General features: G+C 65.1%; 17 protein-coding genes. 8 read left to right on the forward strand and 9 right to left on the reverse strand.

The annotated features are described in order from the left end of the window. Window positions 1-170: 170 nt before the first annotated feature. The 5 genes from rodA to CEY08_RS20525 all read right to left on the reverse strand — a co-directional run bounded on the left by rodA (window position 171) and on the right by CEY08_RS20525 (window position 5,813). Window positions 171-1,307, reverse strand: coding sequence for a rod shape-determining protein RodA (gene rodA / locus CEY08_RS20505; RefSeq protein ID WP_042796090.1), 1,137 nt, complete (start codon window positions 1,305-1,307; stop codon window positions 171-173). Then, a complete protein-coding gene (mrdA, locus tag CEY08_RS20510) occupies window positions 1,307-3,232 on the reverse strand; it encodes a penicillin-binding protein 2 (protein WP_042796089.1) in 1,926 nt (641 codons plus the stop codon). The genes rodA and mrdA overlap by 1 nt, the downstream gene beginning before the upstream one ends. A 15-nt stretch (window positions 3,233-3,247) precedes the next feature. After that, window positions 3,248-3,814: a rod shape-determining protein MreD gene (gene mreD, locus CEY08_RS20515; RefSeq protein ID WP_076816652.1), complete on the reverse strand. Its 567-nt coding sequence runs from the start codon at window positions 3,812-3,814 to the stop codon at window positions 3,248-3,250. After that, the gene (gene mreC / locus CEY08_RS20520) at window positions 3,801-4,685 is read right to left on the reverse strand and encodes a rod shape-determining protein MreC (RefSeq protein WP_042796087.1); all 885 of its coding nucleotides are present in this window, start codon (window positions 4,683-4,685) and stop codon (window positions 3,801-3,803) included. Before mreC ends, mreD begins: the two co-directional genes overlap by 14 nt. Before the next feature lie 84 nt (window positions 4,686-4,769). Further along, window positions 4,770-5,813, reverse strand: coding sequence for a rod shape-determining protein (locus tag CEY08_RS20525; RefSeq protein ID WP_006216320.1), 1,044 nt, complete (start codon window positions 5,811-5,813; stop codon window positions 4,770-4,772). A gap of 228 nt (window positions 5,814-6,041) precedes the next feature. On the opposite strand from CEY08_RS20525, the gene gatC reads away from it, so the two are divergent. The 4 genes from gatC (at window position 6,042) to CEY08_RS20545 (ending at window position 9,728) form a co-directional block, all read left to right on the forward strand. Beyond that, window positions 6,042-6,350 carry an Asp-tRNA(Asn)/Glu-tRNA(Gln) amidotransferase subunit GatC gene (gene gatC / locus CEY08_RS20530; RefSeq protein ID WP_042796086.1) on the forward strand — a complete coding sequence of 103 codons (309 nt, stop codon included), beginning with the start codon at window positions 6,042-6,044 and terminating at the stop codon, window positions 6,348-6,350. 3 nt (window positions 6,351-6,353) lie between these two features. Continuing rightward, window positions 6,354-7,940 carry an Asp-tRNA(Asn)/Glu-tRNA(Gln) amidotransferase subunit GatA gene (gatA, locus tag CEY08_RS20535; protein WP_076816654.1) on the forward strand — a complete coding sequence of 529 codons (1,587 nt, stop codon included), beginning with the start codon at window positions 6,354-6,356 and terminating at the stop codon, window positions 7,938-7,940. Window positions 7,941-7,944: 4 nt separating this feature from the next. Then, a complete protein-coding gene (gatB, locus tag CEY08_RS20540; protein ID WP_076818044.1) occupies window positions 7,945-9,402 on the forward strand; it encodes an Asp-tRNA(Asn)/Glu-tRNA(Gln) amidotransferase subunit GatB in 1,458 nt (485 codons plus the stop codon). 122 nt (window positions 9,403-9,524) lie between these two features. Next, window positions 9,525-9,728 (forward strand): hypothetical protein, encoded by a 204-nt coding sequence (locus CEY08_RS20545; RefSeq protein ID WP_042796085.1) that lies wholly within the window; start codon window positions 9,525-9,527, stop codon window positions 9,726-9,728. Window positions 9,729-9,775: 47 nt separating this feature from the next. Here the strand turns inward: CEY08_RS20545 and pyrE are convergent, their stop codons facing one another. Then, window positions 9,776-10,459, reverse strand: coding sequence for an orotate phosphoribosyltransferase (gene pyrE, locus CEY08_RS20550; protein ID WP_076816657.1), 684 nt, complete (start codon window positions 10,457-10,459; stop codon window positions 9,776-9,778). 133 nt (window positions 10,460-10,592) lie between these two features. On the opposite strand from pyrE, the gene CEY08_RS20555 reads away from it, so the two are divergent. Further along, window positions 10,593-11,381, forward strand: coding sequence for an exodeoxyribonuclease III (locus CEY08_RS20555; protein ID WP_042796083.1), 789 nt, complete (start codon window positions 10,593-10,595; stop codon window positions 11,379-11,381). Here CEY08_RS20555 and CEY08_RS20560 read toward each other — a convergent pair. After that, the gene (locus CEY08_RS20560) at window positions 11,363-12,295 is read right to left on the reverse strand and encodes a LysR substrate-binding domain-containing protein (RefSeq protein ID WP_076818046.1); all 933 of its coding nucleotides are present in this window, start codon (window positions 12,293-12,295) and stop codon (window positions 11,363-11,365) included. The two genes, CEY08_RS20555 and CEY08_RS20560, sit on opposite strands and share 19 nt — an antisense overlap. Before the next feature lie 108 nt (window positions 12,296-12,403). Here CEY08_RS20560 and CEY08_RS20565 point away from each other — a divergent pair, with 108 nt between their 5' ends. Beyond that, window positions 12,404-13,015 carry a LysE family translocator gene (locus CEY08_RS20565; RefSeq protein WP_076816659.1) on the forward strand — a complete coding sequence of 204 codons (612 nt, stop codon included), beginning with the start codon at window positions 12,404-12,406 and terminating at the stop codon, window positions 13,013-13,015. 427 nt (window positions 13,016-13,442) lie between these two features. Next, the gene (gdhA, locus tag CEY08_RS20570) at window positions 13,443-14,789 is read left to right on the forward strand and encodes an NADP-specific glutamate dehydrogenase (RefSeq protein WP_042796081.1); all 1,347 of its coding nucleotides are present in this window, start codon (window positions 13,443-13,445) and stop codon (window positions 14,787-14,789) included. A gap of 186 nt (window positions 14,790-14,975) precedes the next feature. Here the strand turns inward: gdhA and CEY08_RS20575 are convergent, their stop codons facing one another. Next, window positions 14,976-15,476, reverse strand: coding sequence for a copper chaperone PCu(A)C (locus CEY08_RS20575; RefSeq protein WP_042796078.1), 501 nt, complete (start codon window positions 15,474-15,476; stop codon window positions 14,976-14,978). Window positions 15,477-15,495: 19 nt separating this feature from the next. Further along, a complete protein-coding gene (locus CEY08_RS20580; protein WP_042796077.1) occupies window positions 15,496-16,395 on the reverse strand; it encodes a LysR family transcriptional regulator ArgP in 900 nt (299 codons plus the stop codon). Window positions 16,396-16,542: 147 nt separating this feature from the next. On the opposite strand from CEY08_RS20580, the gene CEY08_RS20585 reads away from it, so the two are divergent. Beyond that, window positions 16,543-17,175 (forward strand): LysE/ArgO family amino acid transporter, encoded by a 633-nt coding sequence (locus CEY08_RS20585; RefSeq protein WP_042797509.1) that lies wholly within the window; start codon window positions 16,543-16,545, stop codon window positions 17,173-17,175. Window positions 17,176-17,208 lie beyond the last annotated feature (33 nt).

Consider the following 17,208-nt stretch of genomic DNA (forward strand, 5'->3'; position numbering starts at 1 on the left):
CTCGCAACCTCGATGCGCCCGACGGAATCCGAAGGAACCGCCGCAGGCGGTGACGAGGATGAGGACGGGGAAGTCCGGAGCGAACGCTCCGGACCGCAATCGTGGGCGCGAGCCGCCACGCCGCCCGCGCCTACGGGCGACCTACGAAGAACGCGCAGCCGCCAAAAAGATCAAGTCTTAACCGACCGATGCCGACTAACACTCATCATGATCCCAAACGCAATCCCCATGGTGAACAACGCAGTCCCCCCATAGCTCATGAACGGCAACGGCACCCCCACCACAGGCAGGATCCCTGTCACCATCCCCACGTTCACGAACACGTAGATGAACAGCATCATCGTCAGCGCCCCCACCAGCAGCCTGCCGAACTGCGATGACGCCCGCGATGCGATGGTCAGGCCGCGCGCCATCATCAGGCCGTACAGCACCAAAATGGCTATGCCGCCATACAGGCCGAACTCTTCGGCGTAGACCGCGAAGATAAAGTCGGTGGTGCGTTCGGGGATGAAATCCAGGTGGGTCTGCGTGCCCTTCATGTAACCCTTGCCGTACACCCCGCCCGAGCCCACCGCGATCATCGACTGAATCGTATGGAAACCCTTGCCCAGCGGGTCGGAGCTCGGATTGAGCAGGGTGCACACGCGATGCTTCTGGTAATCGTGCAGCACGACCCAGTCCACGTCAGGCTCGCATAACTGGTCCTCGTAATAGACCAGTGTGCCGATGGCGATGATGCCGGCCAGCATGACAGGGACAAGCAGCTTGAAGGAGAGGCCCGCGAAATAGATGACGAAAAAGCCTGCGCCGAACACCAGCAGCGCGGTACCCAGGTCAGGTTGCAGCACGATCAGGCCGAAGGGTGCGGCCAGCATGGCGGCTGCGGCCAGGAAGTCGCGGATGCGGACCGCGCCTTCATGGCGCTGGAAGTACCAGGCCAGCATCATGGGCACGGCGATCTTCATCATTTCGGACGGCTGGATGCGGGTCACGCCCAGGTTCAGCCAGCGGGTCGCGCCCTTGCTGGTTTCGCCGAAGAACTCCACGCCCAGCAACAGCACCACCCCCACCACGTAAAAGGGCAAGGCCAGCTTCATCAGCCACTTGGGAGGAATCAACGCCATGGTCCACATCGCGAAAAAGGCGATGATGAAATTGCGCGATTGCTCGGCGAAGCGCCAATCGGTTCCGCCCACCGCGGAGTGCATGACCGTCAGGCCAAGCGCGGCGAACATCAACAGGATCGCCAGCAACGGCCAATCGAAGGCCGTGAATACGCGCAGCAGGATAAGGCCCAGGCGTTTCATTATTGGCGCACCACGTCAGAAGCAATGGCCTCGACCGAGGCCAGGGGGTCGGCGCGCTCCGGCCGCACGATTTTGTCCTGGCGTTCCTTGGCCAGCCAATAGTCGAACACCTTGCGCGCGACCGGCGCGGCAACGCTGGCGCCCCAGCCGGCGTTCTCGACGATGAGCGCCACGGCGATACGGGGATGTTCAAGCGGTGCGAAACCCATGAACAGCGCGTGGTCCCGCAGGCGCTCGTCGATGGCGCTGGCGCGGTAATGGCCGCCACGCAGGCTGAACACCTGCGCGGTGCCGGTCTTGCCCGCTGCCTGGTAGGCGGTGTTGGCGAACGCGCGCCGCGCCGTGCCCGCGCGCACCACGTCCGCCATGGCGTTCTTGATCACGTCGACGTTGGCTTGCTTGAGCGGAATGCGGTAGTCGGGCGTGGACTCGGTCGCCTTGGCCACGCCGCTGCGCGGATCGCGCACGGCATGCACCAGATGCGGCCGACGATACAGGCCATTGTTGGCCAGCGTAGAGGTGCCTTGCGCCAGCTGCAGCAGCGTGAAGGCGTTGTAGCCCTGGCCCACCGCCACGGAGATCGTCTCGCCGGCGTACCAGCGCTGGCGCTCCTTGTCTTTGTAGGCCGATCGCTTCCAGTCGGTCGATGGCAATACGCCGCGCTTTTCGCCTTCCAGGTCGATGCCGGTGATCTGGCCAAAGCCGAACTGCTTGGTGAAATCGTGCAGCGCGTTCACGCCGATCTCGGGGCCCAGCGAGTAGAAGTACGTATCCGACGATACGACGATAGCCTTGTGCATATCGGTCATGCCGTAGGCAGCGCCTCCGGCATTGCGGAATTTCTGGCCGCCGAACTCGTAATAGCCCGGGTCCGAGATGCGGTCGGTGGCGCGGCGCTTGCCCAGCTCCAGGGCGGCCAGGCCTACGAAGGGCTTATAGGTCGAACCGATGGGATAGGTGCCGTATAGCGGCCGGTTGATCAGTGGATGATCGGGCGATTCGTTCAACATGCGCCAGTTGTCCACGTCGATACCGTCCACGAACAGGTTCGGATCGAACGACGGCTGCGAGACGAAGGCCAGCACCTCGCCCGTGTCGGGGTCGATGGCGACCAGTGCTCCGCGCTGTCCCTCGAAGGCCGCTTCAGCCACCTTCTGCAGCCCCAGGTCGATGGACAGCATGATGTCGGACCCGGGCACCGGGTCGATCCGGCGCAGCGTGCGCATCGGCCGACCGCCGGCGGTGACTTCGACCTCTTCCAGGCCGGTGCGGCCATGCAGTTGTTCTTCCCAGGTCTTCTCGATGCCCTTCTTGCCGATGACATCGGTGCCGCGGTAATTGCCCAGTTGGCCGGCGCGGTCCAGTTCTTCGATGTCGCCCTCGGCGATGCGGCCGATATAGCCCACCACGTGTGCCGCCGACAGGCCCTGCGGGTACTCGCGCACCCAGCGCGCGCGCAGCTCCACGCCCGGAAACTGGAAGGAATGCGCAGCGAACCAGGCAGCTTCGGTTTCGTTGAGATTGTTGCGCAGCTGCAGGCTGGCGTAGCGGCTGGATTCGGCGGCCCGGCGCTTGAAGCGCCGCTGATCGGCCGGGCTGATGTACACGACTTCGGTCAGGCGCTCGAACAGCTCTCCGAGGTTCCCCGCATGCGCCGGCACAACCTCCAGCGTATAGGTGCGGTAATTGCGCGCCAGCACCTCGCCGTTGCGGTCCAGGATCTCGCCGCGGCGCGGCGGGATGGGCACGACCGCGATGCGATTGCGGTCAGCGCGTTCGGACAGGCCTTCGTAACGGTCCACCTGCAGATACCAGAACCGGCCGACCAGCACGCCGAAGCAGGCCAGCGCAAACAGCCCGCCCACCCAGGCGCGCAGGCGGAAACGCTGCTTCTGCTGCTGGCCGGTTTTCTTGAATTCGAACATGACGCGGCGCCGCCGTCAGGCGGAGGAAGATTCGGCGTCGTCGACACCGCGCTGCGGCAAGTGCAGAACCCAACCGGCCAACGGCCACAAGGCGGTGGTCAGAAGCACGCTGATGCCCCAATCCCAACCCGGCCACTTGCCTGCCAGCCACGCATGGATGATCTGGGTCACGAAGCGGGCAATGAAGAACACAGGCAACATGTGCATGGCCTGGCTCCAGAGGTCGAACCGCTGCAGCCGGCGGTGCAACGCCACGGCGCCATACGCGACCAGCGTGTATGACAGCGCGTGTTCGCCCAGCAGGCCGGCGTCGTGCACGTCCATCAGCAGGCCAAAGAAGAAAGCGGTGAACAGGCCGACGCGGCGCGGCTCGTGCACGCACCAGAAGGCGATGATCAGCAGCAGGATGTCAGGCGCGCCCTGCCACAGGCGCCACGGCAGCAGGGATACCAGCCATGCCACCAGCACCGTGCCCCATACGAATACGCCATGCGCCGGACCGGAAAGCCGGTCGGGCTGCACATTGCTGGGGGTGCCCAGGCGGCGCGAGGCCTGCCCATAGGATTGGTTAGTCCGATCCACCGGAATCGACCTCCTGACGGTTGGACTCGGCGCGCTCCACATCGACCTGCAGGACCAGGAAGTGGCGATAGCGTTCGGGGTGGGCCAGCGGTTCGCACACGGCGCGCGCGAAGCCCGAGGCGGTATCGCGTTCGACCGAGGTTACCTTGGCCACGGGCAGGCCGGCGGGAAACAGCCCGCCAACGCCGCTGGTGACAATAGTATCGCCTTCCTTGATGTCGGCATTGGCGGCGAGGTAACGGACCTCCATCTTGCCCGGCGAGTTGCCACCGAACGCGATCAGGCGCAAGCCGTTGCGCAGCAGTTGCACAGGGATGGAGACCTGTTCGTCGGTGACCAGCGCCGCCTCGGCCGTCATCGGCGTGACGCGCACGATCTGCCCGACCACACCGCCTTCGTCGATCACCGGCATGCCGGGAGCCAGCCCGGCCTTGCTGCCCTTGTTGAACACCAGACGCTGCGTGAACGCATTGGTGGGCTCGTACATGACCTCGACCACCACGGCCGACTGCGCCACGGTGTCGGTCACGCCCAGCAGCCGGCGCAACTGCGAGTTTTCAGCGGCCAGCTGGGCACCATGCGTGGTCACCTGCGCCAGCTCGATGCGCTGGCGTTGCAAGGCTTCGTTTTCGCTACGGATGAGATTGGCCGCATTGACCCATTCGTTCACTTGCTGGACGAGGTCGCGCGGCGCCATGACGGCGCGCTGGAAGGGGTAGAGGGCCACGGACATCGCCCGGCGCGCCGGTTCCAGCATGCGCCATTGCGAATCCATGACGATCAGGGCCAAAGCAAGGACGACCAGAACGACCAGCCGCACCTCCGCAGGTGGGCCGCGCCTGAATAGGGGAGGAGTCCCTTGTCGTTGCATGAATCTCAGCCCGGACGCCCGCGTCCGTCGCTCCGGCAGCGGCCGGAGCCGTGAAAAAGCTGGGCTCCGGGCTGGCGGGCAAAATTAGTCGTTGATGAAGATGGCGCCCAGTTTCTCAAGGTGTTCCAGCGCCTCGCCGCAGCCGCGCACGACGCAGGTCAGCGGATCGTCCGCCACCACGACGGGCAGGCCGGTCTCTTCCTGCAGCAGACGGTCCAGGTCGCGCAGCAACGCGCCGCCGCCGGTCAGGGCAATGCCCTTGTCGGTGATGTCGGCGCCCAGTTCGGGTGGCGTCTGTTCCAGGGCGATCTTCACGGCCGAAACGATCTGGTTCAGCGGATCGGTCAGCGATTCCAGGATCTCGTTGGACGAGACGGTGAAGCTGCGCGGCACGCCTTCGGCCAGGTTGCGGCCCTTGACCTCGATCTCGCGGACTTCGGATCCCGGGAACGCCGAGCCGATTTCCTTCTTGATCAGTTCGGCGGTGGGTTCGCCAATCAGCATGCCGTAGTTGCGGCGGATGTAGTTGACGATGGCTTCGTCGAACTTGTCGCCGCCGACGCGCACCGAACCCTTGTAGACCATGCCACCCAGGGAGATGACCGCCACTTCGGTGGTGCCGCCGCCGATGTCGACGACCATGGAGCCGCTGGCATCGGACACGGCCAGGCCGGCGCCGATGGCCGCGGCCATGGGTTCTTCGATCAGGAAGACGTGGGACGCGCCCGCGCCCAAGGCCGACTCACGGATGGCGCGGCGTTCAACCTGGGTGGAGCCGCAGGGCACGCAGACGATGATGCGCGGGCTGGGCGCCAGCATGTTGCGGGGGTGCACCATGCGGATGAACTGCTTGAGCATCTGTTCGGTGACCGTGAAGTCGGCGATGACGCCGTCCTTCATGGGCCGGATGGCCTCTATATTGCCGGGAACGCGGCCGAGCATCTGCTTGGCTTCGTGGCCGACGGCCTGGATGATCTTCTTGCCGTGAGGACCGCCTTCATGACGGATTGCGACCACGGACGGTTCATCGAGCACGATGCCCTTGCCGCGGACGTAGATCAGCGTATTGGCGGTACCGAGGTCAATCGCCATATCGCTGGAAAAATAACTGCGCAGGAATCCGAACATGGGAGCTCAGCTAAATTCTGGGGGGGAATTAGGTACATGCCGCGGGGCGTAGGGCCCGTAAAACAACGGGTCCGCCTGTCATCACGGCGATTAAACCGTGAATCATAACTTATAATTTCCCCGGAAATAGCGCATAAATGCAGGCTATTCAAGCTTTGTAACGGGTTCGGCGTATGCATACTGCCCTGTCCCGCCCCTCGGCCTTCGCTTATCGATTTGCAATCCCCCATGGCGCTCAATGACACAGATGTGGCCCGCATTGCCCGGCTGGCCAGAATCGAACTGACCCCCGACCAGCGCACCCTTGCGCAGGCCGAACTCAACGGCATCCTCCACCTGATCGAACGGCTCCAGTCCGTCGACACGCAGGGGGTCGAACCCCTGGCTCACCCGCTGTCCGCCCACGAGGATATCGTGCTGCGCCTGCGTGAAGATGTCGTGACCGAACCCAGCTCGGAAGCCCGGCGGCAGGAGCTGCTGGCCAACGCCCCCGATGCCCAGGAAGGCCTGTTCCTGGTTCCCAAGGTCCTGGATTAAGTCATGACGAAACCCGCTCTGCACACCCAATTCAAGGGGATCGCCGCCCTGCGCGCGGCCCTTGCGCAACGCCAGGTCAGCGCCGTCGAACTCGCTCAAAGCGCCTTGACGGCCGCCGAAGGGGCCAGCGGCCTGAATTGCTTTTTACATATTGACGCCGAATTGACGCTGGCCCAGGCCCGCGCCGCCGACGCCGCCCTGGCTTCGGGCTCGGCTGGCCCGCTGGCGGGGATCCCGATCGCCCACAAGGACGCCTTCGTCACCCGCGGCTGGCGCACCACCGCCGGCAGCAAGATGCTCGAGGGCTACGTCAGCCCGTTCGACGCCACCGTCGTCGAGCGCCTGGGCGAGGCCGGCGCCGTGTCGCTGGGCAAGCTGAACTGCGACGAATTCGCCATGGGTTCCGGCAATGAAAATTCCGCCTACGGGGCCGTGAAGAACCCCTGGGACCACGCCGCCGTGCCCGGCGGCTCGTCGGGCGGTTCGGCCGCCGCCGTGGCCGCCCGCCTGGTTGCCGCCGCTACCGGCACCGACACCGGCGGCTCGGTGCGCCAGCCCGCCGCCCTGTGCGGCGTCAGCGGCATCAAGCCCACCTACGGCACCGTCTCCCGCTATGGCATGGTGGCCTTCGGCTCCAGCCTGGACCAGGCCGGCCCCCTTGCCGAAAGCGCCCGCGATCTGCTCGAGCTGCTGGACGTCATCAGCGGCTTTGACCCGCGCGACGCCACCAGCCTGCAGAAATGCGATGCCGCCACGAACGAGCCCGGCCGCGTCCGGCGCGACTTCGAGGCCGCCCAGAGCCGGTTCGACGCCGCCGGCAGCCAGCCGCTCAAGGGCCTGCGCATCGGCGTGCCCGCCGAGTACTTCGGCGCGGGCCTGGCACCCGACGTGGCTGCCGCGGTCGAGGCCGCGCTGACCCAGTTCGAGGCCCTGGGCGCCGTGCGCGTGCCGGTCTCGCTGCCGCGCACCGAACTGGCCATTCCCGCCTACTACGTCATCGCGCCCGCCGAAGCCTCCAGCAACCTGGCGCGTTACGACGGCGTGCGCTATGGCCACCGCGCCGCCCAATACGGCGACTTGAACGAGATGATCAGCCGTTCGCGCGCCGAAGGCTTCGGCGATGAGGTCAAGCGCCGCATCCTGATCGGCACCTACGTGCTTTCCCACGGCTACTACGACGCCTATTACCTGCAGGCGCAGCGCTTGCGCCGGATGATCGCGCAGGATTTCCAGCGCGCCTATGCCGACCAGTGCGACGTGATCATGGGCCCGGTGACCCCCACCGTGGCCAAGAACATCGGCGACAACCGCGACGATCCCACCGCCGACTGGCTGGCCGACGTCTACACGCTAGGCGTGAGCCTGGCCGGCCTGCCGGCCATGTCCATACCTTGCGGCTTCGGCGGAGGACTGCCCCCCGAGGGGGCTGCCAGCGCCCTGGGGCGGCCTGGCGGCGCTGGCGCCCGTCCGCGCCCCGTCGGTCTCCAAATCATCGGCAACTACTTCGACGAAGGCCGCCTGCTGGCCATCGCCGACCGCTACCAACAAGTGACGGACTGGCATACGCGTGCCCCTGTCCAGCAAGGCTGAGAACATGAACTGGGAAATCGTCATCGGCCTGGAAACGCACACGCAGCTTTCCACGGACTCCAAGATTTTTTCGGGTAGCAGCACCCAATTCGGCGCCGCGCCCAACACCCACGCCAACGTGGTCGACCTGGCGCTGCCGGGCAGCCTGCCGGTCATGAACCGCGGCGCGGCCGAACGCGCCATCCGCTTCGGCCTGGCCGTGGGCGCCACCATCGCGCCGCGCTCGGTTTTCGCGCGCAAGAACTATTTCTATCCCGACCTGCCCAAGGGCTACCAGATCAGCCAGTACGAGCTGCCTGTGGTCGTGGGCGGTTCGCTGTCGTTCTTCGTGGGCGAGGAAGAAAAAACCGTCAACCTGACGCGCGCCCACTTGGAAGAAGACGCCGGCAAGTCCCTGCACGACGACTTCAGCCTGGCCAACGGCGCCCCCGGCAGCGGCATCGACCTGAACCGCGCGGGCACGCCTCTGCTGGAAATCGTGACGGAACCGGAAATGCGCTCGGCCGCCGAGGCCGTGGCCTACGCCCGCGCCCTGCACAGCCTGGTCGTGTGGCTGGGCATTTGCGACGGCAACATGCAGGAAGGCTCGTTCCGCTGCGACGCCAACGTGTCCGTGCGCCCCGTGGGCCAGAAGGAATTCGGCACCCGCACCGAGATCAAGAACGTCAACTCGTTCCGCTTCCTGGAGCGCGCCATCACCTATGAAGCGCGGCGCCAGATCGAACTGATCGAAGACGGCGGCACCGTGGTGCAGGAAACCCGCCTGTACGATGCCGACCGCGACGAAACCCGCAGCATGCGCAGCAAGGAAGACGCGCACGACTACCGCTACTTCCCCGACCCCGACCTGCCCACGCTGGTCATCTCGCGCGAATGGGTGGACGAAGTCCGGGCCGCCATGCCCGAATTGCCGGCCGCCCAACGCGCCCGCTTCGAGTCCGAGTACGGCCTGCCCGCCTACGACGCAGCCCAGCTCACCGTCAGCCGCGACCTGGCCGCCTACTTCCAGGCGGTGGCGAACGCGCTGCCCGCCGGCCAGGCCAAGCTGGCCGCCAACTGGGTCATGGGTGAGGTCTCCGCCGCCCTGAACAAGGACGAAAAGAGCATCGCCGAGTCTCCGGTCCAGGCGCCGGCACTGGCCGCCCTGATCGGCCGCATCATCGACGGCACGATCTCCAACAAGATCGCCCGCGAAGTCTTCGGCGCCATGTGGGCCGGTGAGAACGGCGGCCAAGCGGACGCCATCATCGAGGCGCGCGGCCTCAAGCAGATCAGCGACACCGGCGCCATCGGCGCCATGATCGACGAAGTGCTGGCCGCCAATCCCGCCATCGTGGAAGAGTACCGGGCCGGCAAGCAGAAGGCGTTCAACTCGCTGGTGGGCCAGATCATGAAGGCCGCGCGCGGCAAGGCCAACCCGCAGCAGGTGAACGATCTATTGAAGCAGAAGCTGGATAGCTGACCGCGCGGGGCGCCCCGGCAACGGGCGCACTCCCGACGTATCAGACGAAACGAAGGGCCGCGGCATATTGCCGCGGCCCTTCGTTTATCCATCATGCGCTCCTGGATCGAGGAAGGCCGGGAATGAATCCGATCCGCTTGATACCGGACGCATCACTCGCCCTGGCCTGGCTGATAAGTCGCACCGATGCCCGTGAATCACTGCTGGCTCAGCACCTGCTGGAAGTCGCCCATGGAGCCAAAAACACGGTGCCGCCCATTTGGCGAATCGAAGTCGTCTTCGGCCAACCCCACGGCCTCGCCGAGCCTGCGGCAAGCTACGGATGAAGGGCGACGCCTGGCCGCCCAATATCTGCGCTCACTGAACACAGGGTTTACTTCACCCCGTACTTCGTCCGATAAGCCAGCACCGCCTCGCGGTGCTCGGCAAACGACGCGTCGTCCTGCAGCAGGGCCAGGATGTCTGCCAGCGAAGCAATCGACACCACAGGAATGCCGTAGGTCTTGGCGACGTCCTGCACGGCGGAATGCGCCGACAGCGCGTCGTCCGGGCCCGCGCGTTCCATGCGATCCATGGCGATGAGCACGGCGGCGGGCTCGGCGCCAGCTGCGCGGATGATCTCCACCGATTCACGCACGGACGTCCCGGCGGTGATCACGTCGTCAATGATGACGACCTTGCCCTTGAGGGGCGCACCTACCAGGGTGCCGCCTTCGCCGTGGTCCTTGGCTTCCTTGCGGTTGTACGCGAAAGGCACGTCAGCGCCGTTCATGCCGGCATGGCCCGCCAGTGCGATGGCGGTCGCCGTGCCGAGCGGAATACCCTTGTAGGCCGGCCCGAAAAGCATGTCGAATTTCACGCCCGAATCCAGCAACGCCTGGGCATAGAACTGAGCCAGCTTGCCAACCGAACGCCCGCTGTTGAACAGTCCGGCGTTGAAGAAATAGGGACTGATGCGGCCCGATTTGACCTTGAAGCTGCCAAAGCGCAGCACGCCCTCGTTCAAGGCGAAGCGGACGAAATCAAGGGCAGTGGCGGAGGAATTGGCGGCGGGCATGCGTAAAGGTCCGGTAGATGGCAAACGCAGGCATTTTATCCGCTGTCGGGGCTATTCCTGGGCATCCGCGCCGAGTCGGTTAAATTGCTGGCATTGCCCCGGCCCTTCGCGGCCGTTCAACAGGAGTTTTGCTTTGCTGCGCATCACGTCGATCAATCTCAATGGCATCCGGTCCGCCTTCCGCAAGGGCCTGCAACCGTGGATGGAAAAGCATTCCGCCGACGTGCTCTGCCTGCAGGAAATCAAGGTGTCGCATGATGATTTGACCGACGATCTGCGCAATCCGCCCGGCTACACCGGCCATTTCCACCATGCCGTCAAAAAGGGCTATAGCGGCGTCGGCATCTACTTACGAGACGCGGCCGAGCGCGTCAACATCGGCCTGGGCTGCGAGGAGTTCGATCCCGAAGGCCGCATCATCCGCGCCGACTGGAAGAACCTGTCGGTCATCAGCGCCTACCTGCCCTCGGGCTCCAGCGGCGACGAGCGCCAGCAGGCCAAGTATCGTTTCCTGGACCGCTTTGGCCCCTGGATCGATGCCCTGATGCACGAACATAAGACGACCGGCCGCGAGTTCGTCATCTGCGGCGACTGGAACATCGCGCACAAGGAAATCGACCTCAAGAACTGGAAGGGCAACATGAAGAATTCGGGCTTCCTGCCCGAAGAACGCGCCTGGCTGACCGACGTGTTCGACAAGCGCGGCTTTGTCGACGTGTTCCGCACCATCGACGACCGCCCTGACCAATACACCTGGTGGAGCAACCGCGGCCAGGCCTGGGCCAAGAACGTCGGGTGGCGTATCGATTACCAGATCGCGACGCCCGGCATCGCCGCGCGTGCACGCAATGTCGCTATCTATAAGGACGAGCGCTTCTCGGACCACGCCCCGTTGACGATCGACTACGACGCCACGCTCTGAGCGGCGTCCACCGGGCCCGCCGCCGCCTCCTGCAGCGACGCGGCGGCCTCCCGGCGCAACCATTCCAGGAAGACCCCGGCGCGCGGGTCGTCCGCGCAAGGCCGGGGCGATAACAGGACGTAGGCCGAGCCATCCCGCGCGAAGCCGCAAGGCGCCTCGAGCCGGCGGTCCCGCAAGGCGTCGCAGACCATCAACGCGGAGCCTATTGCCACTCCGAGCCCGGCCGCGGCCGCCTGCAAACTCAAATAGAAATGCTCGTAGGCGGGTCCAGCACGGCGCGGCGGCTTCACGCCTGCGGCGCGCGACCATTGCCGCCAGGCTTGAGGGCGGGTCGCGCTGCCGAGCGCGGGCGCGCCGGCCCAGACGCTTTCGGCCGGCTCTGCGCGCGCCGCGCCTGCCAGCCCTGGCCGGCGCACCGGCCCCGTCCATTCCTCGCACACCCGCTCGACATGCAAAGCAGGATCCCAATCGAAATCGTTGCGGCGTAGTGCCACGTCCACTCCCTGGGCAGCGAAATCCACCGGACCTCCCGCCGCGTACAGATGCACCTGCACGCCCGGGTGAGCGCGCTGGAAATCCGGCAGGCGCGGGATCAGCCACATCATGGCGATGGTGGGTTCGCACGACAGCACCAGCGGCGCGTCCACCGACGGCTGACGCAGCTTGGCCAGGCCTGCCGTCAACTGCTCGAACAAGCCGCGAGTCACCTCGAACAGCTGCCTGCCTGCATCGGTCAGGAAAACCGCCCGGTTGCGACGCTCGAACAAGGCCAGTCCCAGGGCCTCTTCCAGGAGCCGAACCTGCCGGCTAACGGCGCCATGCGTCACGTGCAGCTCTTCGGCCGCCTTTCCGAAGGCCTGATGGCGGGCGGCGGCATCGAAGACCCGCAGGGTATTGAGGGGCGGCAATTTCATGGGGAAAGGTGAATTTTTCTCACGGATATTGGGCATTAGAAATCGTTTTTCCACCCCGCGCCAGCGCCCGACAATGCCGGTTCCGTATCACCCTCCGCCGCTTTCGCCATGACCGAATTGTTCGCCGTCGCCCTCATCACGATACTTGCAGTCATCAGTCCCGGCCCGGACTTCGCCATGGTCATGCGCAATAGCTATCTATTCGGACGGCGCACCGGCCTGATCTGCGCGCTGGGGATTGCCCTGGGCGTGCAGGTGCATGTCTTCTACACGATGTTTGGCGTCAGCTTGCTGGCGCATTACGCGCAGCCCGTGCTGCAGGGCATCAAGCTGGCGGGCGCCTGCTATCTGGTCTACATGGGCTGGAAGACCTTCTTCAACCGCACGCCGGTCAGCCGCGACCTGTCCGCGCGGCCGCCGCTTTCGTCCTGGCAGGCGCTGAACAACGGCTTTCTGACCAATGCACTCAACCCCAAGACCACACTGTTCGTGGTGAGTACCTATACCCAGGTCGTGTCGCCCGGTACGCCGCTGCCATGGCAGTTTGGCTACGGTCTGTTCATGTCGCTGGCGCACGCCATATGGTTCGGCGTGGTGGCGTGGTCGGTGTCGTCGCCGGTCCTGCGCGGCGCGCTGCTGGACCATCAGCTCGCGGCGGACCGAGTGGTCGGTGCGATCCTGATGGCCCTGGGCGCGGCGCTGGCGGCCGTGCAGTTGTAATCCCGCACCCAGGATGTGATCTTTCGCAAATAAATAACGGGGACGCATTAAGAGCATTCACCGGCGCTGCCCGTGACAGATAACCGAAATGAGCCGTCAATACTCCGCGCTCGCATGCATCCAGAGCCTTGCCGCATCAACGATTAAAACTGGGGACATATTATTTTCCCCAGTGAATTCAACCGCTTTTCTTAAAAGTTCGGCATTTCTCCTGCTTTTCAGTCAATTTCGATTTTTATGCGTCCCCAATTTAAATGACAAAAAAGCGCTTTGATATCAAGGTGATGGCGGAATTTTCGACTTTGCGCAGGGCAACATTTTGCCCCTACAATTCCGCACCATACCGGTGCGACCGTGCACCAAAAAGAATTTTTCGCGCCCCAATCCGGCGCAGTCCGCACCTATTCGAAGCGCCCCCAAGGAGATCATGTTGAAAGTGCAGAGTCTGGACGACTTCCTGCGTGGCGTCGCCGCGCGCGACCCGCAGCAGCCTGAGTTCATGCAAGCCGTCCAGGAGGTGATGCTGAGCCTGTGGCCCTTCATCGAAAAGCACCCCCACTATGCCGAGCACGCCGTGCTGGAACGCCTGGTGGAGCCGGAACGCGTGATCCAGTTCCGCGTGTGCTGGACCGACGACCGGGGCCAGGCCCAAGTCAACCGCGCTTTCCGCATCCAGCACAGCTCGGCCATCGGCCCCTTCAAGGGCGGCATGCGGTTCCATCCTTCGGTGAACCTGTCGATCCTGAAGTTCCTGGCTTTCGAACAGACCCTGAAGAACTCGCTGACCACTCTGCCCATGGGCGGCGGCAAGGGCGGCTCCGACTTCGATCCCAAGGGCAAGTCCGACGCCGAAGTCATGCGTTTCTGCCAAGCCCTCATGATCGAGCTGTACCGCCACCTGGGTCCGGACACTGACGTGCCGGCTGGCGACATCGGCGTGGGCGCGCGCGAAGTCGGCTTCATGGCCGGCATGATGAAGAAGCTGTCCAACTCGACCGCCAGCGTGTTCACCGGCAAGGGCCTGACCTTCGGCGGCAGCCTGATCCGCCCCGAAGCCACCGGCTACGGCACGGTGTACTTCGCCGAAGAAATGCTCAAGCGCGTCGGCCGCTCCTTCGACGGCCTGCGCGTCTCCGTGTCGGGCTCGGGCAACGTTGCCCAGTACGCCATCGAAAAGGCCATGGCGCTGGGCGCCAAGGTCGTGACCGTTTCGGATTCGAACGGCACCGTGGTGGACGAAGCCGGCTTCACGCACGAAAAGCTGGTGGCGCTGATGCACATCAAGAACGATCTGCGCGGCCGCCTGGACACCTATGCCCGCCAATTCGGCCTGACCTATGAATCCGGCAAGCGTCCGTGGCACGTGCCGGTGGACGTGGCCCTGCCCTGCGCCACCCAGAACGAGCTGGAACTGGCCGACGCGCAAACGCTGATCAAAAACGGCGTGCTCTGCGTTGCCGAAGGCGCCAACATGCCTGCTACGCTGGAAGCCGCCAAGGCCTTCATCGCCGCGCGCGTGCTCTACGCGCCCGGCAAGGCCAGCAATGCCGGCGGCGTGGCCGTCTCCGGCCTGGAAATGGCGCAGAACTCGGCTCGCCTGGCCTGGACGCGCGATGAAGTCGACGCCCGCCTGCACGCCATCATGCGCGACATCCATGAAAACTGCGTGCGCCACGGCCACAGCGAACGCGAGTACGTCAACTACCTGGACGGCGCCAACATCGCCGGCTTCGTGAAGGTGGCTGACGCAATGCGTCAGCAAGGCTTGTACTGACCCCCCGCAGCGCTGCGCGCTTCCCCCCAGGACGGGCCCGCTGCGGACCGGCTGAGAGGGCCCACCCCGAAGCGCTACGCGCTTCCCCCTCAAGGGGGCGCCGCTGCGGACCGGCAAAGCCGGCTCCGCGCGGCCGCGATTCGGGCAGATCTGCTTTATCAGGACAGCGCGGGCAGCGCGGAGCGCTTAGTGTTTCATCGTGCCGTGGTTCATGCCGCCGTGGTTCATGCCGGGGTTGTGCGAGGCCGGCTTGACCTTGAACTGCACGGTGACTTCGCCGGCCTTTTCGAATTTCAGCGTGGCCGGGACCGTGCCGCCTTCGGCGAACGGGGCCTTCAGCTTGATGAACATGACGTGGTAGCCGCCCGGGCTGAGCTTGACCTCGGTATCGGCCGGCAACGCGATGCCGCCTTCCACCTGACGCATCTTCGACACGCCGTTCTCGGTCTGCACCGTGTGCAGTTCGACGCGTTCCGCGGCATCGGAAGACACCGACAGCAGGCGGTCCGGGGTCTTCGCGTCGTTGTCGATATCCATATACCCCGCGCCGTTGGACTGGCCCGGCGCGGACGCGCGCACCCAGAGGTCATCGACCTCGATCTGGCCAACCTTGTAGTCCTTTGCCCACGCCGAACCGGCCGTGCACAGGCCCAGGGCGGCAATGACAGCGAACTTGCGGATGTTCATGGGGTGTTCTCCTAGTGGGTTAACGTCGCCTGACCAGGCTGCGGGCGGCTGAAAGGACCGAATCGGTCAGGGCTTCCATTGCTTCGGAGTTTACCCGCCAATGCTGCCAATACAGCGGCACGTCCTCCCAGGCGCGGCCCCGAAGCAGCATCAGCTGACCTGCGTCAAGGTGTTCCTGCACCAGCGGCAAGGGATTCATGGTCCAGCCCAGCCCGCCAAGCGTGGCCTGCACAAACGCGCGCGTGGAAGGCACCCACCAGACCGGTGGCTGCCAAGGCGCGGGATCGGCGATCTTGTGCGCGAAGCGGGCCTGCAATGCGTCCTTGCGGTTGAACACCAGCACGGGCGCCTGCGCCAGCGTCTGGGCGTTAACGCCTTGCGAAAAATAGCGCTTGTGGAATTCAGGCGTGCAGGTCGCCACATAGCGCATGCTGCCCAGCGCATGGATGCGGCACCCCTGCACCGGTTCGGCCAGCGCGGTGACCGCGCCCAGCACTGAGCCATTGCGCAGCAGCGTGGCGGTGTGATCCTGGTCTTCGGACTGCATATCCAGCGTGGCCCGCGTGCGGGCCGAGAACTGCACGGCCGCATCGACGAACCAGGTCTCCAGGCTGTCGTGATTGACCGCGACCGGGATGCTGGCGTACGGCACGTCGTCATCCGCCACCCCCAGGCGATCGAGCGCGTCATGCTCCAGCAGCGCCGTCTGCTCGGCCAGCCGCACCAGCACCTGCCCGTCGGCAGTTGCCACAGCCGGCACGGTGCGCTGGACCAGCAAACGCCCCATGCGGTCCTCCAGCGCCTTGATCCGCTGCGACACCGCCGAGGGCGTGACGCTCAGCGACAGCGCTGCCCGTTCGAAACTGCCTTCCCGCACTACCGCCGCCAAGGCCCGCAGGTTGCCGTGATCGATTTTCATGAGATTAGTTTTACTTAAGATAGTGAAGGAAAATTAGCTTTATTTCATATGCCGTGCAAGCGAAAATGACGCATTACCGGAGCGCTTCCCGGCGCCCGGCATTGTCATCCAAGCGCCGCCACAGGCGTAGCAGCACAGGTGCAGGTCATGTTCGCCACGTTGTCATCCCCCCTCTTCTTCACTGCCTGGGCCAGCGGCACGGCCACCGGGCTGGGCCTGTTCGCGGTCGTGGGCGCGCAAAGCGCGTTCATCCTGCGCCAGGGGCTGATGCGCGCGCACCTCTTGAGCGTGGTCGCCATCTGCGCGCTGATCGACGCCATCTTCATCTTCGCCAGCGTCTCCGGCCTGCAGGCTCTCACCTCCTGGTTTCCCTGGCTGACGACCGCCGTGCTGTGGTTCGGCGTAGCCTTCCTGTCCTGGTATGCGCTGCAGTCCGCGCGCCGCGCCTGGACCGCCACCGGGGGCCTGGCCGCAGCTCGCGACGTGGTTCCGTCGCGCCGTGCGGCCATGCTGGGCGCGCTGGGTTTCTCGCTGCTGAATCCGCACTTCTGGCTGGACATGGTTGTGGTCGGTTCGCTGGCGCATGGTTTCGAGGACGCCCGCATGGCGTTCGCCGCCGGCGCCTTCACCGCCAGCCTGTTGTGGCTTGCCGTGCTGGGCATCGGATCCCGCCTGTTCGCCCCGTTCTTCGCCAGTGCTTCCGCCTGGCGTATCCTGGACGGCCTCATCGCGGTCGTCATGGCGGCGCTGGCGATCAGCCTGGCGCTCAAGGGCGTATAAGCGACGTTATCGTCTGACTCGCCGGACCCTCCC

It is taken from the genome of Achromobacter insolitus, assembly GCF_002209555.1.
GTDB lineage: Bacteria > Pseudomonadota > Gammaproteobacteria > Burkholderiales > Burkholderiaceae_B > Achromobacter > Achromobacter insolitus.